Source organism: Streptomyces sp. NRRL F-5123, assembly GCF_000721495.1.
Taxonomy (GTDB): Bacteria; Actinomycetota; Actinomycetes; order Streptomycetales; family Streptomycetaceae; genus Actinacidiphila.
Genome location: NZ_JOHY01000007.1, coordinates 157,444 through 172,105, shown reverse-complemented (window position 1 = coordinate 172,105; position 14,662 = coordinate 157,444). Strand labels below are relative to the sequence as shown.

The following is a 14,662-nucleotide window of genomic DNA, read 5'->3' as shown; positions in this document are numbered from 1 at the left end:
TGCCTGCCGGTACCGTCGGACCAGATCGGCTCCGGGGAGGGAGGTCGGCATGACGGACAGGCCACTCGCGGTGCTGGAAGGTGTGCTGGAGAGGATCACCTACGCCAACGAGGACAACGGTTACACGGTCGCCCGGGTGGACACCGGGCGCGGCTCGGGCGACCTCCTGACGGTCGTGGGCGCGCTGCTCGGCGCCCAGCCCGGCGAGTCCCTGCGCATGCACGGCCGCTGGGGTTCGCACCCCCAGTACGGCAAGCAGTTCACCGTTGAGAATTACACCACCGTGCTGCCGGCCACGGTTCAGGGCATACGCCGCTACCTCGGCTCGGGGCTGATCAAGGGGATCGGCCCGCGGATCGCCGAGCGGATCGTGGACCACTTCGGCGTCAGCACGCTGGAGGTCATCGAGGGCGAGCCGAAGCGGCTGATCGAGGTGCCCGGTCTCGGGCCCAAGCGCACCAGGAAGATCGAGGTCGCATGGGAGGAGCAGAAGGCCATCAAGGAGGTGATGGTCTTCCTTCAGGGGGTGGGGGTGTCCACCTCCATCGCCGTCCGGATCTACAAGGAGTACGGCGACGAGTCCGTCTCCGTGGTGAAGGGCCGGCCCTACCGGCTCGCGGCCGACGTGTGGGGGATCGGCTTCCTGACCGCGGACCGGATCGCCCAGGCCGTCGGCATACCGCACGACAGTCCGGAGCGGGTGAAGGCCGGACTGCAGTACGCGCTGTCGCAGGCCACCGACGGGGGCAACTGCTTCCTGCCGCAGGAGCGTCTGATCGCCGACGCCGTGAAGCTGCTCCAGGTCGACACCGGCCTGGTGATCGACTGCCTGGCCGAGCTGGCCGACGAGGAGGGCGTGGTCCGCGAGAGCGTCCCGGCCCCCGACGGAGACGGCGAGCCGGTCACGGCCGTCTATCTGGTGCCCTTCCACCGTGCCGAGATCGCACTGGCCGCGCAGGTGGTCCGGCTGCTGCGCGGGCCCGAGGAGCGGCTGCCGGCCTTCCGGGACGTGGACTGGGACAAGGCGCTGTCATGGCTGGCGGGACACACGGGCGCGGATCTCGCCCCGGAGCAGCAGCAGGCGGTGCGGCTCGCGCTGACGGAGAAGGTCGCCGTCCTGACCGGCGGTCCGGGCTGCGGCAAGTCCTTCACGGTGCGCTCCGTCGTGGAGCTGGCCCGTGCGAAGAAGGCGAAGGTGGTGCTGGCGGCCCCGACCGGGCGCGCGGCCAAGCGCCTGGCGGAGCTGACCGGGGCGGAGGCGTCCACCGTCCACCGCCTGCTGGAGCTGAAACCGGGCGGCGACGCCGCGTACGACCGCGACCGCCCGCTGGACGCGGACCTCGTGGTGGTCGACGAGGCGTCCATGCTGGACCTGCTGCTGGCGAACAAGCTGGTCAAGGCGGTGCCGCCGGGAGCGCACCTGCTCTTCGTGGGGGATGTCGACCAGCTGCCCAGCGTGGGTGCCGGAGAGGTGCTGCGGGATCTGCTGGCGCCGGACAGCCCGGTGCCCGCCATGCGGCTGACCAGGATCTTCCGGCAGGCCCAGCAGTCCGGGGTGGTGACCAACGCGCACCGCATCAATTCCGGGCTGCCGCCGGTGACGCAGGGACTGCCCGACTTCTTCCTCTTCGCCGAGGAGGATTCGGAGGAGACGGGCCGGCTCACCGTGGACGTCGTCGCCCGCCGCATCCCGGCCAGATTCGGCCTGGACCCGCGGCGGGACGTCCAGGTGCTCACCCCGATGCACCGCGGCCCGGCAGGGGCCGGGACGCTCAACGGACTGCTCCAGCAGGCCGTCACCCCGGCCCGCCCCGACCTGCCCGAGCGCCGGTTCGGCGGCCGGACGTTCCGTGTGGGCGACAAGGTCACCCAGATCCGTAACAATTACGACAAAGGTGCCAATGGTGTCTTCAACGGCACGGTGGGCGTGGTCACGGCCCTGGACGCCGTGGAGCAGGGGCTCACCGTGCGCACCGACGAGGACGAGGAGGTCGGCTACGACTTCGACGAGCTGGACGAGCTGGCCCATGCCTACGCCGTGACCATCCACCGCTCCCAGGGCAGCGAATACCCGGCGGTGGTGATCCCGGTCACCACCGGGGCCTGGATGATGCTCCAGCGCAATCTGCTCTACACGGCGGTCACCAGGGCGAAACGCCTGGTCGTCCTCGTCGGCTCGCGGCGGGCGATCGGGCAGGCGGTGCGCACGGTCTCGGCAGGCCGACGCTTCACGGCTCTCGACCACCGGCTGTCCAGGGGCGCAAAATAGGCACTCCGTGCCACTTTTCGGCCCGATGGCCGACCCCGAGTGCACGCGCCAGTGCCAAATGGGGGACAGTGGACGTAGTCAGGGCACCTCGAAGAAGAGGCAAAACCGTCGGTGAGGGAATGACGTGAGCGACAACTCTGTAGTACTGCGGTATGGGGACAGCGAGCACAGCTACCCGGTGGTTGAGAGCACTGTCGGTGACAAGGGCTTCGACATCGGCAAGCTGCGCGCCGACACGGGCCTGGTGACACTGGACAGCGGTTACGGCAACACCGCGGCCTACAAGTCCGCGATCACCTTCCTTGACGGCGAGGAAGGCATCCTGCGCTACCGGGGCTACCCGATCGAGCAGCTCGCCGAGCGCGGCACGTTCCTGGAGACCGCCTACCTCCTGATCAACGGTGAGCTGCCGACGGTCGACGAGCTGGCGGAATTCAAGGGCCAGATCACCCAGCACACCCTGCTGCACGAAGACGTCAAACGGTTCTACGACGGCTTCCCGCGCGATGCCCACCCGATGGCCATGCTGTCGTCGGTGGTCAGCGCGCTGTCGACGTTCTACCAGGACAGCCACAACCCCTTCGACCCCGAGCAGCGCTACCTGTCCACGATCCGGCTGCTCGCCAAGCTGCCGACGATCGCGGCGTACGCGTACAAGAAGTCCGTCGGCCAGCCGGTGGTCTACCCGCGCAACGACCTCGGCTACGTCGAGAACTTCCTGCGGATGACGTTCTCCGTCCCCGCCGAGGAGTACGAGCTCGACCCGGTGGTCGTCAGCGCGCTGGACAAGCTCTTCATCCTGCACGCCGACCACGAGCAGAACTGCTCGACGTCCACCGTCCGCCTGGTGGGCTCGTCGCAGGCGAACCTGTTCGCCTCGATCTCGGCCGGCATCAGCGCCCTGTGGGGCCCCCTTCACGGCGGCGCCAACCAGTCGGTGCTGGAGATGCTCGAAGGCATCCAGGCCACCGGCGGCGACGTGGACTCCTTCATCCGCAAGGTGAAGAACAAGGAGGACGGCGTCAAGCTCATGGGCTTCGGCCACCGCGTCTACAAGAACTTCGACCCCCGGGCGAAGATCATCAAGGCCGCGGCGCACGACGTCCTCTCGGCGCTCGGCAAGTCCGACGAGCTGCTCGACATCGCGCTCAAGCTGGAGGAGCACGCGCTCAGCGACGACTACTTCGTGTCGCGCAAGCTCTACCCGAACGTGGACTTCTACACCGGCCTGATCTACCGCGCGATGGGCTTCCCGACCAGCATGTTCACCGTGCTGTTCGCCATCGGCCGACTGCCCGGGTGGATCGCCCAGTGGCACGAGATGATCAAGGAGCCCGGCTCCCGGATCGGCCGCCCGCGGCAGATCTACACCGGCGTCGAGATCCGCGACTACGTCTCGGTCGAGGCCCGCTGACGCTCGGCGTCACCCGCGCGCCCGGGCGGACGCCTCTGCGTCGTCCGGGCGCGCACCCGCTCCCGGCGGGACGGAAGCAGTACAAGGAAGCGCCCCGCGCAGGATCCCCCCACGGGTCCGGCACGGGGCGCTCCCGTTCCCCGGAACGGATCCCCCCACGGGTCCGACCGGGCGTTTTGTCGGCGGCTGTGCGCCGTTGCCGGGACGAAAACGGCCCGGGAGGGCCGCTCAAGCTCCCCGGGCGTCGCCCCGGCGACGCGTTCCGGACCGTCCCCCAAGACAGTCCGACCTACAGCCCCCTTACCGGTTCCGCCGGGAACACGGTACTCAAGACATAAGACCCGCCAACCACTGTAATGGTTACGTTCTCCGCCGTGTGATCTATGTCTCTCCGAGAAGGCTGTTTTCGCAGGCTACCCCGCTCGCGTCCGCTTCGCGGGCATCCCGTACCGTGCTGTCTCTCCTGGAGGGGCGGAGTTCATGGCACAGAGCGCGGCAGCGGTGCGCAACATCGTGGTGACCGGGGGCGGTACGGGCATCGGGCGGGCCGTTTCGGTGCGTTTCGCCGAGGAGGGCCACCAGGTCACGATCGTCGGTCGCCGCCGGGAGGTCCTGCACGCCGCGGTCGAGGAGATCCGGGCCGAACGCGGCCTGGACATCACCCCCGTGGTCTGCGACCTCGCGGACCCCGACGACGTCGAGGCGGCGCTGGCGCACCTGCCCGAGCGGGTGGACGTGCTGGTCAACAACGCCGGCAGCCGGGAGCTGGCCGTCGGTGCCGGGCCGCACGGCGTGCTGGCCCGCTGGCGCGGCGACTTCGAACGCAACGTGCTCACCGCCGTCCTTCTCACCGAGTCGCTGCGGGACCGCCTCACCACCGACAGCGGCCGGGTGGTCACGGTGACGTCGGTGGCCGCGCTGCGCGGCGGCGGCTCCTACGGGGCCTCCAAGGCCGCCCTGCACGCGTGGAACCACTCCCTCGCCGCCCAGCTCGGCCCGCAGGGTGTGACCTGCAACATCGTGGCGCCGGGCACGGTCGCCGGCACCGAGTTCTTCGGCTCGCGGCTCAACGACGCCGAGCTGACGCGCCGCGCCGGTCGGACCCTGGTCGGCCGGGTCGGCCGCCCTGCGGACGTCGCCTCGGCCGTGCTCTTCCTCGCCTCCCCCGAGGCCGGATTCATCACCGGCGAGATCCTCCAGGTCAACGGAGGCGAACTGCTCGGCCGCTGAACGGCCCGGCTGCACCCGCCGCAGCAACTCCCGTGCGGCGACGTACTACCTGAGGAGTACCGAGGCTGGACCCTCAGGATGAGCTTCCCTGGGAATCGGACCGAGCGCGGCCAATGCGCTTGCCGACCCCGCCCCGCGCTGTCAGCGTTGAGTGAGGGGACGGGGAAGAGGGGCGGTGGGATGGACGTTGCACTGAGTGTGTCGTCACTTGACTTCACCTCCGGACTCGCCGAGTTCCTGAGGGGCGGCCACGTCATCTGGGCGTACGCGATACTGGCCGCGACCACGGCTCCGCCGCTGGTGCCCAACTCCGTACTCCTCGTGACGGGCGGCGTGATGGCCGCGGAAGGCCATCTGAACCTCGCCCTCGTGCTGCTCGTGGTCGCCGCCAGCGCGGTGCTCGGCGACCTCGCGATGCATCGGACCGGGCGCGCGCTCAGCGGCCGGGTGCTGGAGCGGATGCACCGCAGGCCGCGCCGCGAGGCACTGCTGAAGTGGGCCGCGCTGCGCATACAGCGGCACGGCGTCCCGTTCGTGATCGGCGTGCGCTTCCTGCCCAGCGGCCGGGTGATCGGCGGCCTGGCGGCGGGGATCATGCGCTATCCGGTGCGCCGCTACGCGGTCGGTGCGGGCGTGGCCGAGTCGGTCTGGGCCTCGTACTCGGTCGGGGCCGGCTACGTCAGCGGTGAGGCCGCCTCCAACTCCTTCTACGCCCTCTCCCTGGGCCTCGGGATCTCCCTGCTCGTCGCCGCCCTCGGCACGGGCGCGCAGTGGCTCTCACGGGCCGCGGAGCGCCGTCAGACGGGCGGCGCGCCTCGGCCCTCGGCCGTGATCGCCGCTTCCGTGGCCGGCGAGAGCCGCACGGTCCCCGGCCCGTCCAGGCCCTCCGGTCCTTCCGGCGAGGGTGCCGGAAGGGCCGGACCGCCGCCGGGGCCGCGGGACGGCCGCGACGGGACGTTCAGCTGCCCGTCGGCAGGCCGGGGGGAGTAACCACCTCCGGCGCCGTGCGGTCCTCCGCGCCGGTGCCGGTGCCGGTGCCGGTGCCGGTGCCCGACGCCGGGCGGTACGTGATGTCCTGCGGCGAACCGTCGAACCAGAGGGCACCCCCCGCGGCCAGCGAGGACCGCGCGGCGGCCTTCTCCTCCTCCCCGATCTCGACCGGACCCGTGCCCACGTGGGGCCCGAGGTAGCGGTAGAGCATGCTCTTCAGCTCCCTGGCGTACGCCGTGCGCGCGGCGTCGTCCTCGGTCAGCAGGATGAGTTCGAGGCCGGCCTTGAACATCGCGAAGCTCATCTGGGCGATCACGGTGCGCTCGGTGGGCGGCAGCGACGGGCGGCGCAGCGCCAGCACCCAGGCCACCCGGTCGAGCAGCGTGGCGTGCAGCGTGTCGTGCTCCTCCGCTATCCGGCCCGGCGTGTCGGAGCCCTTGATGAGCGAGAAGAACGCGGGGTTGGCGCAGTTGAACTCGATGAAGGGGTCCGCCACCGCCTCCACCAGCCGGTCGAGCGGGAGGCGGGCGTTCTCCGCGGTGAAGACCCGTCCGTGGGTCTCCTCCATCTCCCCGATCAGCCGGCTTCCCAGCTCGACGGCGATGGCCTCCTTGTTCGGGAAGAACTGGTAGAGCGTGCCGGGTGACACGCCCGCCGCCCGCGCGATGGCGTTGGTGCTCGACGCCGTGTAGCCGACCGTGCAGAACACGCCGGCGGCAGCCTTCAGCAACTGCGCGACCCGGCGCTCGCCGCGTGCCTGCCGCCGTTTCGGTTTCTCGTCCGCCTCGGACACGTGTACTCCCAGAGGGGGATTGACAAACACGAGCTATCACTCGCATTCTGAGAATGCGAGTGATCATTCGTGTTTGTGATTCTAGTCGTTCTAGGGGGAGAGGACACCTCTGCCATGGCTGATGTCAACCATGCGGGTGCGGTCGGTGGCTGGACACGGGTCGTGACCGCCAGACCGCGGCTGACCCTGCTGCTTGCGCTGTTCTTCACCGCGCTCGCCGTCGTGGCGGGCAGCGGGGTCGGGGAGCGGCTGTCCAGCGGCGGCTTCGAGGCCCCCGAGTCCCAGTCGTCGTACGCCACGAAGGCGCTCGCCGAGCACTTCCCCGACTCCCAGCCCAACCTGGTGCTGCTGGTCGACACCCGGGGTGCCGGCCCGGACAACCCGGGTGTCGCGGCCGAAGGGCGTCGGCTCGCCGCCCGGCTCGCCGCCGACCCCGACGTCTCCGGCGTCAGCTCGTACTGGGACACCCGCGCACCGGTGCTGCGCGCCGAGGACGGCAGCTCCGCGATGATCGCCGCCCGGCTGCGGGGGGACGACGACGCCGTGGCCACCGAGGTCAAACGCATCGCGCCCGCCTTCCGCGGCCCGCACGGCCCCGTGAGCGTGACGGTCGGCGGCACCGCGGAGGTGCTGCACGAGATGCAGACGACGATCCAGCAGGATCTGCTGCGCGCGGAGATGATCGCGCTGCCGATCACGCTGGTGCTCCTCGTCATGGTCTTCGGCAGCGCCGTCGCCGCGCTGCTCCCACTGGGCATCGGCATCATCGCGATCCTGGGCACGAGCGCGGTGCTGCGTGGCATCACCGGATTCACCGACGTCTCGGTCTTCGCCGAGAACCTGACCACCGCCCTGGGCCTCGGACTGGCCATCGACTACTCGCTGTTCATCGTCCGCCGCTTCCGCGAGGAGCTGTCCGCCGGCGCAGTCCCGCGGCGCGCGGTGGCGACGACCCTGCGGACGGCCGGCCGCACGGTGCTCTTCTCGGCGCTCACGGTGGCGGCCGCGCTCTCGGCGATGCTGGTCTTCCCGCAGTATTTCCTGCGCTCCTTCGCCTACGCGGGGGTGGCCGTGGTGCTGCTCGCCGCGGCGGCGGCACTCATCGTGCTGCCCGCCGCCCTGATGCTGCTGGGCGAGCGGGTCAACGCGCTGGACATGAGGCGGCTGTTGCGACGCCGGTCGCGTGCGGGGGAGGCGGCGGCCGAGCCGGGCGCCCGCTATGCCGCGCTGGCCCGGGTGGTGATGCGCCGGGCGCCTGCTTTCGCGGTGGCCGCGGTGGCGGCGCTGCTGCTGCTCGGACTGCCCTTCCTGCGCGTGCAGTTCGGATCAGCCGACGACCGGCAGTTGCCGTCGGGGGCCGAATCGCACGTCGTGCAGCAGCACCTCCGGCAGGACTACAGCGGGAGCCCGGTGGGAGCGATCACCGTACTCGCCGAGGGCGCCGATCCCACCGCGCTGGCGGATTACCGCGCCCGCGTCGCCGGTCTGCCGGGAGTGGTCCGGGTGGAGGGGCCGGTTGTCGGCAAGGAAGCCGACACCGCCTATCTGACGGTGGTGCCCAAGGGGGCCGCGGTGGACTCCGGCCCGCAGCGCCTGGTGGGGGAGATCCGCGGTGTGCGGACGGACTTCCGGGCTTCGGTCACGGGCCAGTCGGCGGTGCTCGTGGACAGCAAGCACGCCATAGCGCAGCGACTGCCCTGGGCGGCGGCCATCGTCGGTGTGGTCACCCTGCTGCTGGTGTTCCTGCTGACCGGCAGCGTGATCGTGCCGGTGCAAGCGGTGCTGCTCAACGCGCTCAGCCTCACGGCGATGTTCGGCGCGGTGGTCTGGGTCTTCCAGGACGGCCATCTGTCCGGACTGCTGGGCTTCACCTCGACGGGCAGTATCGAGACCAGCCTGCCGGTGCTGATGTTCTGCGTCGCGTTCGGACTGTCCATGGATTACGGGGTGTTCCTGCTCTCCCGGATCAAGGAGGAGTACGACCGGACCGGCGACCACCAGTCGTCCATCGTCTTCGGCCTGCGGCGGACGGGCGGGCTGATCACTGCCGCCGCCGTCATCCTGGCCGTGGTGATGGTGGGGGTCGGCATGTCCCGGGTCGCCAACACCAAGATGCTGGGGCTGGGCATCGCGCTGGCGGTGCTGATGGACGCGATGGTGATACGCACGCTGCTGGTGCCGGCCGTGATGCGGGTGACCGGGCGGGCGACCTGGTGGGCGCCGCCCGTCCTGCGCCGCTTCCACGAGCGGTTCGGCATATCCGAGGGCGGGGACGCGGCCCACGGCGGGGAGGACGACCAGGCCCCGCGCCCCGGCGAGCGGCGGGACCCCGAGCCGGCGGGAAGGAGCTGAGGTCGCCCGGTGCCTAGCGGCCGCGGTTCCGCGGCCGCCGGGCACTCCAGGCCCGGATGGTGTCCGCGTACCAGTACGGTTTGCCGCCCTCCACACGGTCAGGATCCGGGAGGTGCCCGTGCTTGCGGTAGGAACGCACGGTGTCGACCTGCACGCGGATGTACGTCGCGATGTCCGCGTACGACCACAAGGTCCGGTCCGGCATATCGCTTCCTCCCGAGCGGGGATGACTGTCCGTCAGCACACTCGCCGGGTCAACGGCGCCGGTAGGGAAGCCGCGTGGGCCTGTCGATCACCTGTGACACGGAACCCGCGTAACGGTGACAAATGTCGCGAGCGGCGGGCAGGGTGTCAGGAGGTGAGGGCGGAGCCATCGGAGGGGGAGGGGGGCGCGGCGCGGGAGACGATCCGGAGGAGGTGCTGGGCGGTGGCGGTCATCGCGTCCCTGGCCGGGCGCAGATAGCGGCGCGGGTCGACCACGGCCGGGTAGGCGTCGAGGTGGTCGCGGACTGCCGAGGTGAAGGCGACGTTCAGAGCGGTGCCTATGTTGACCTTCACCATGCCGGAGACAACGGCCCGGTGGAGTTCTTCGTCGGGCACACCGGAGGAGCCGTGCAGTACCAGCGGCACGCTGACGGCCGCCCGCAGCCGGGCGATCAGGACGTGGTCGAGGCGTGCGGTGCGTGCGGTCATGGCGTGCGAGCTGCCCACGGCGACGGCGAGCGCGTCCACCCCGGTGGCCGCGGTGAAGGCGGCGGCCTCGTCCGGGTCGGTGCGCACGCCGGGTGCGTGGGCGCCGTCCTTGCCGCCGACCGCGCCGAGTTCGGCCTCGATCCACAGCCCCCGGGCGTGCGCCCAGGCGGCGACGCGGGCGGTGGCGCGGACGTTCTCTTCGTAGGGCAGGGTCGAGGCGTCGTACATGACGGAGGTGACTCCGGCGGCGGCGCCCGCGCGTACCAGGTCCTCGTCGGTGACATGGTCCAGGTGAACGGCCACGGGCACGGCCGCCGCCTCGGCGAGGCGGACGGCCGCGGCGAGCAAGGGGGCGGCGCGCCCGCCGTGGAAGGCCACCGCGTTCTCGCTCACCTGGAGGACGACCGGCAGACCGGCGCCCTCCGCTGCGGCGGCAATGGCCTCGGCGTGCTCCAGAGTGATCACGTTGAAGGCGGCGACACCGCGGCCCGCGGCCCGTGCGGCGGTGACGAGGTCGGCGGTGGACGTGGCGGTCATACGGTCCTCCGGGCGCGTGGCGGTCGGGTCAGCCGAGGACGACCGAGCGGGTCAGATGGCGCGGGCTGTCCGGGTCGAGGCCCCTGCGCCCGGCGACTTCGACCGCGAGCCGCTGGGCGCGGATCAGGTCGGCGAGCGGGTCGAGGTCCTGGCGGGCCTCAAGGGTGCCGCCGGTCGCGGCGACGGCTTCCGCGAGCCCGTCCGGCAGGCCGCCGAATGCCCAGACCGCCCTGCCGGGGCCGGTGATGCTGATCGGGCCGTGGCGGTATTCCATCGCGGGGTAGCTCTCGGTCCAGGCCCCGGCCGCCTCGCGCATCTTGAGGGCTGCTTCCTGCGCCAGGCCGTAGGTCCAGCCGGTGCCGAGGAAGGTGGTCTGCTCGGCGACCGGCAGCGCGGCGGGGAGGTCGGCGGACACGGCGGTGCGCGCGTCGGCGACGGCGCCGGTCAGGTCGTCGCCCAGGTGGGCGCGCAGCAGGGCGAGGGCGGTGGTGGCGAACCGGGTCTGGACGACGGAGCGTTCGTCGGCGAAGTCCAGCACCACGAGGTCGTCGGCGGTCTGCCGCACCGGGGTGTCGGGGTCGGCCGTGACGGCGGTGACCGGGACTCCCGCGGTCCGCAGCCGGGTGCACGCGCGGAGCACCTCGGTCGTGGTTCCGGAGCGGGTGAGGGCCAGGACGCGGTCGTAGCCGCGGCCGAAGGGGTAGGCAGACGCGGCGAAGGCGTCCGTCAGGCCGTGGCCTGCCTGCTCGCGCAGCACGGCGTAGGACTGCGCCATGAACCAGGAAGTGCCGCAGCCGATCACTGCGACGCTTTCGCCGCGCCGCGGCAGTACCCCGGCGGCGTTCGGGGCGATCTGTGCGGCTCGCAGCCAGCAGTCGGGCTGGGTGGCGATCTCGGCGGTGGTCAGGGACGCGGACATGGGTGCTCCTCGACAGCGGACGCGGTGCCGGCCCGCCCCGGGGTCGGGGCGTCGCGTGCAGTGTAGATGAGCGTTCGTGCGCGAAACCAGCCATTATCGAGCAGAAACGCGCATGAAGGTGCGAGGCCCGCGGGCATGCCGAATCGAGGAGTGCTGACGAGTGGAGAGGGAGGTGGCGGTGGGGAGATGCCGCTCGCCGGGGCGCGGGCGGCGGCCCGGCGTCCGCACCCGGGCATGGCGAGGCGCGCGGCGGGCGGTGGGCCGTTGCCGCGCTCGGGGCCCCGCGGTCAGGGTCGGCGCTCAGGAATTCCGGGGAGAGGGCAAGGTGTGTGGGATCCGCCGGTCAGCTGTCGGCCAACTCGTCCGTGGCCAGGCGTCCGGCGCGTGAAGTGCGCAGCAGGAAGTCGGCGATCAGGACCAGTTCGGCGTCGTCGTAGTCGGAGCAGATTCCGTCGACCGCGCTGTTCATCGCGGCGAAGAGGTGCGCGATTTCGGCCGTGCGCTCCTTGACCACCTGGACCAGTACCGACCGGCGGTCGGTGGGATTGGGCGTGCGCACCACCCAGTTGCCCCGCTCCAGACGGTCGAGTACGCCGGTGAGGGTCGCCGGGTGCATGCCGGCGCGCTTGGCGAGGGCGGTCGGTCCGATCGGCCCGTGCCGGCTGATCAGGTCCAGGCATTCCAGATCGGCGTCCCGCAGATCGAGGTGCATGCCGACCTGGTGGTTGAGCAGCGCCATCTGGATGCTGAGATCGCGCAGGCCGTCCTGGATCCGGTGGGTCAGCCGCCTCCGCCGCCGTGCCGCCGAAGCTGCCGACGTGGTTCCGGGGAGTGTGGAATCCATACGCAGACGATCCTCGTAATCGCTAGCACGCGGGGACAGGCCAAAAACTACCGCACCGCCGCGGCGCGACTTCCGGGCGGAGGTGATCCTTCCGGCTGCCGCATCTGCGGTCCGGCAGAAGTGGCTTTGGTGCACACCCTCTCACAACCCCATAAGCGGCTCATACGACTTACGTAAAACCTCGCTACCCCTGCTGACCAGTGGGACAGGCGGGATTGGCGAGGTTGTCCGCTCTCCCCGGGTGCTGCTTCGGCGGGTGCCGTGCCTGCGCTGATCGCGGTGGGAGACGCCGAACCGGCGGAGCGGACGAACGTGTTCCTTTACGCCGTTGCTACGCGCACCCCGCTAGATTCGGGCCCCCCGAAGCAGCGGATGCCGATGGGTGCCTGTGCCGGGCACGTGCTGTCGGGGTCCGGCGCGAGTGCCGGCCGCAGAACGACGGCCGGTGCCTCTGGGGGAGGCACCGGCCGCGCGAAGGCGCCCCCGGCAGGACTCGAACCTGCGGCCAAGTGCTTAGAAGGCACCTGCTCTATCCGCTGAGCTACGGGGGCCGGACAGCGGCCGCGGCTGTCTTCGCCCCTGGCTGGTTCCGTGACCTGTGCCGAGGTCAAGGATAGGGCGCCGCGTCCGTGCTGCTGTCTGCTTCACTCGCGTGGCACGTTGTGGAGGTTCGGTGAAGCGGTCCGATAATCGCAGGCAGGCGCGCGAGCCGCATCGCTTTTGACGGGTCGCAACGCTGCTGTTGTGCACTCGTTATGCCGGTGGCTCATTCTGGCTCCTGTGTCCCACTGGGCACCGCCCACCAGGGCTTCCGCGCTGTCCGCCGCTCTTTCGGGTGACCATTGACCGGTGTTTCCGGTGCCTGCGGCCCCGCCTGCCGACCGGCGTCCGCGCGGCCCGGCCTGCCGCCGCCGGTTGGGCGTTATCCCGGCCGAATGGGGCCAATTGCCCGAAATACGCTTCGTAAACGGTCCAATATCGGGCATTCTGCCGATGTGGCGATCTTGGATGTACGGCCCGAGCTGCTCGACGCGTTGTCCGCGCTGCGTGATCGCGTCGGCACTGCCTGCTTCCCCTTCCCGCTGCCCGGCGCCGACCGCGCCCGCCGCACTCGCCAGGAACTGCTGGCGCAGTTGGACGACTACCTCATGCCCCGGCTCACCGCGCCCGAGGCGCCGCTGCTCGCCGTGGTCGGCGGTTCGACGGGTGCGGGCAAATCCACTCTTGTCAACTCACTTATCAGCCGTCGTGTGAGCGAATCCGGCGTTCTGCGCCCCACCACCCGGACCCCCGTACTGGTCTGCCACCCCGAGGACCGCGCGTGGTTCGCCGACCCCCGGGTGCTGCCCCGACTGTCCCGCGTGTGGGCCGTACGCCAGCGGGTCCGCGGGGACGACGACGCGCCCGACCGCAGCGAACCGGCCCGCCGCGAGCTGCGCCTGGAATGCGACGACTCCCTGCCGCGCGGACTCGCCCTGCTCGACGCACCCGACATCGACTCCCTCGTCGCCCGCAACCGCGAACTGGCCGCCGAGCTCATCTGCGCCGCCGACATCTGGATCCTGGTCACGACCGCCTCCCGCTACGCCGACGCGCTGCCCTGGCACCTGCTGCGCACCGCCAGGGAGTACGACGTCACGCTGGCCACCGTCCTGGACCGCGTACCCCACCAGATCGCCGACGACGTGAGCAGGCACTACGCGGCGCTGCTGGCCAAGGCCGGGCTCGGTGACGTACCGCGCTTCACCGTGCCCGAGCTGCCCGAATCCGCGGGCGGTGGCGGGCTGCTGCCGCTGACCGCCGTCGCCGGGCTGCGCGAGTGGCTCACGCACTGCGCCCAGGACCCCGCCGCGCGGCAGCACGCCGCCCGCCGCACCGCCGAGGGTGTGCTCGACTCGCTGCGCAGCAGGCTGCCCGCGCTGGCCGCCGCTTCCGCTGCGCAGCACGCCGCCGTGCTGCGGCTGGCCCGCGCAGCCGAGGAGTCGTACGCGCTGGCCGCCCGGCACGTCGACGCCGCCGTGCGCGCCGGTGTCCCGCTCGCCGGGGAGGCGCTCGCCCACTGGCGCGGGTATCCGGCCTGCGGGCCCGACGCCCTGCAGGGTGCGCTCGCGGAGGAAGTGGCCGCGCTGCTGCGCGCGGAGACCGACGCCGCCGACGAGCGCATCGCGGACGCCTGGCGGAACGACCCGGCCGGCGCCGCGCTGCTCGACGACCCCGGCACGCGGCCGGACCGCGACCAGGTGGCCGTCGCCGCGCGGATCGACAAGGGCGTACGGCGCTGGCGCCGCGCCGTCCTCGACCTCGCCTACGCCCATGTGCGGTCCGGACGCGACGGCGAGCGGCAGGCCGCCGACCCCGAGGACGTCGCCGCACTGCTGTGTACCGCGCTGCTCGGCGGCCGGCGCGGGCGGGCGGCCGGCGAGCGCCTCGCCGAGACCGTCGGGGCCCAGGCGGCGCTGCGGATGCGCGACGCGGCGCGGGACCGGCTCGTCGACGCGGTCGCGGGCCTGCTGGACGCCGAGCGTGACCGCCGGCTCGCACCGGTCGACGGCTACGACGTCACGGCAGGGCAGCAGGCCTCGCTGATTTCCGCGCTGTCCCTACTGCAGAAGGAAAGGTGA

The 14,662-nt window shown here is 71.6% G+C and carries 11 protein-coding genes and 1 tRNA gene; 6 read left to right on the top strand and 6 right to left on the bottom strand.

Annotated elements, in window-relative coordinates; translation table 11 throughout:
• Nucleotides 1-49 precede the first annotated feature (49 nt).
• The 4 genes from IH54_RS0109105 to IH54_RS0109090 all read left to right on the top strand — a co-directional run bounded on the left by IH54_RS0109105 (nucleotide 50) and on the right by IH54_RS0109090 (nucleotide 5,903).
• Nucleotides 50-2,269 (top strand): ATP-dependent RecD-like DNA helicase, encoded by a 2,220-nt coding sequence (locus IH54_RS0109105; RefSeq protein ID WP_031514698.1) that lies wholly within the window; start codon nucleotides 50-52, stop codon nucleotides 2,267-2,269.
• A 124-nt stretch (nucleotides 2,270-2,393) separates the two neighbouring features.
• The gene (locus tag IH54_RS0109100) at nucleotides 2,394-3,683 is read left to right on the top strand and encodes a citrate synthase (protein ID WP_031514696.1); all 1,290 of its coding nucleotides are present in this window, start codon (nucleotides 2,394-2,396) and stop codon (nucleotides 3,681-3,683) included.
• Nucleotides 3,684-4,163: 480 nt separating this feature from the next.
• Nucleotides 4,164-4,913 carry an SDR family NAD(P)-dependent oxidoreductase gene (locus tag IH54_RS0109095; RefSeq protein WP_031514694.1) on the top strand — a complete coding sequence of 250 codons (750 nt, stop codon included), beginning with the start codon at nucleotides 4,164-4,166 and terminating at the stop codon, nucleotides 4,911-4,913.
• Between the two features lie 180 nt (nucleotides 4,914-5,093).
• On the top strand, nucleotides 5,094-5,903 hold the full coding sequence (locus IH54_RS0109090; RefSeq protein WP_078862050.1) for a DedA family protein: 810 nt from the start codon (nucleotides 5,094-5,096) through the stop codon (nucleotides 5,901-5,903).
• On the opposite strand, the gene IH54_RS0109085 is transcribed toward IH54_RS0109090, so the two are convergent.
• Nucleotides 5,872-6,696 (bottom strand): TetR/AcrR family transcriptional regulator, encoded by an 825-nt coding sequence (locus IH54_RS0109085; protein WP_063762268.1) that lies wholly within the window; start codon nucleotides 6,694-6,696, stop codon nucleotides 5,872-5,874. The genes IH54_RS0109090 and IH54_RS0109085 overlap by 32 nt on opposite strands.
• A gap of 114 nt (nucleotides 6,697-6,810) precedes the next feature.
• On the opposite strand from IH54_RS0109085, the gene IH54_RS0109080 reads away from it, so the two are divergent.
• Nucleotides 6,811-9,048, top strand: coding sequence for an MMPL family transporter (locus tag IH54_RS0109080; RefSeq protein WP_031514688.1), 2,238 nt, complete (start codon nucleotides 6,811-6,813; stop codon nucleotides 9,046-9,048).
• 13 nt (nucleotides 9,049-9,061) lie between these two features.
• On the opposite strand, the gene IH54_RS0109075 is transcribed toward IH54_RS0109080, so the two are convergent.
• The 5 genes from IH54_RS0109075 to IH54_RS0109055 all read right to left on the bottom strand — a co-directional run bounded on the left by IH54_RS0109075 (nucleotide 9,062) and on the right by IH54_RS0109055 (nucleotide 12,592).
• The gene (locus IH54_RS0109075) at nucleotides 9,062-9,253 is read right to left on the bottom strand and encodes a hypothetical protein (protein ID WP_031514686.1); all 192 of its coding nucleotides are present in this window, start codon (nucleotides 9,251-9,253) and stop codon (nucleotides 9,062-9,064) included.
• Nucleotides 9,254-9,399: 146 nt separating this feature from the next.
• Nucleotides 9,400-10,278, bottom strand: coding sequence for a class II fructose-bisphosphate aldolase (locus IH54_RS0109070; RefSeq protein ID WP_031514683.1), 879 nt, complete (start codon nucleotides 10,276-10,278; stop codon nucleotides 9,400-9,402).
• A gap of 28 nt (nucleotides 10,279-10,306) precedes the next feature.
• A complete protein-coding gene (locus IH54_RS0109065) occupies nucleotides 10,307-11,197 on the bottom strand; it encodes an SIS domain-containing protein (protein WP_031514681.1) in 891 nt (296 codons plus the stop codon).
• A 343-nt stretch (nucleotides 11,198-11,540) separates the two neighbouring features.
• Nucleotides 11,541-12,041, bottom strand: a complete 501-nt coding sequence (locus IH54_RS0109060; RefSeq protein ID WP_031514679.1) for a MarR family transcriptional regulator — start codon at nucleotides 12,039-12,041, stop codon at nucleotides 11,541-11,543.
• A 478-nt stretch (nucleotides 12,042-12,519) separates the two neighbouring features.
• Nucleotides 12,520-12,592 (bottom strand) — tRNA-Arg (locus IH54_RS0109055).
• A gap of 444 nt (nucleotides 12,593-13,036) precedes the next feature.
• On the opposite strand from IH54_RS0109055, the gene IH54_RS0109050 reads away from it, so the two are divergent.
• Nucleotides 13,037-14,662 carry a dynamin family protein gene (locus tag IH54_RS0109050; protein ID WP_031514678.1) on the top strand — a complete coding sequence of 542 codons (1,626 nt, stop codon included), beginning with the start codon at nucleotides 13,037-13,039 and terminating at the stop codon, nucleotides 14,660-14,662.

Excerpts from the sequence above, each read along its gene's own strand:
- IH54_RS0109065 (WP_031514681.1), bottom strand. The coding sequence starts at position 11,197 with ATGTCCGCGTCCCTGACCACCGCCGAGATCGCCACCCAGCCCGACTGC.
- IH54_RS0109060 (WP_031514679.1), bottom strand. The coding sequence starts at position 12,041 with ATGGATTCCACACTCCCCGGAACCACGTCGGCAGCTTCGGCGGCACGG.
- IH54_RS0109095 (WP_031514694.1), top strand. The coding sequence starts at position 4,164 with ATGGCACAGAGCGCGGCAGCGGTGCGCAACATCGTGGTGACCGGGGGC.
- IH54_RS0109080 (WP_031514688.1), top strand. The coding sequence starts at position 6,811 with ATGGCTGATGTCAACCATGCGGGTGCGGTCGGTGGCTGGACACGGGTC.
- IH54_RS0109105 (WP_031514698.1), top strand. The coding sequence starts at position 50 with ATGACGGACAGGCCACTCGCGGTGCTGGAAGGTGTGCTGGAGAGGATC.
- IH54_RS0109075 (WP_031514686.1), bottom strand. The coding sequence starts at position 9,253 with ATGCCGGACCGGACCTTGTGGTCGTACGCGGACATCGCGACGTACATC.
- IH54_RS0109090 (WP_078862050.1), top strand. The coding sequence starts at position 5,094 with ATGGACGTTGCACTGAGTGTGTCGTCACTTGACTTCACCTCCGGACTC.
- IH54_RS0109070 (WP_031514683.1), bottom strand. The coding sequence starts at position 10,278 with ATGACCGCCACGTCCACCGCCGACCTCGTCACCGCCGCACGGGCCGCG.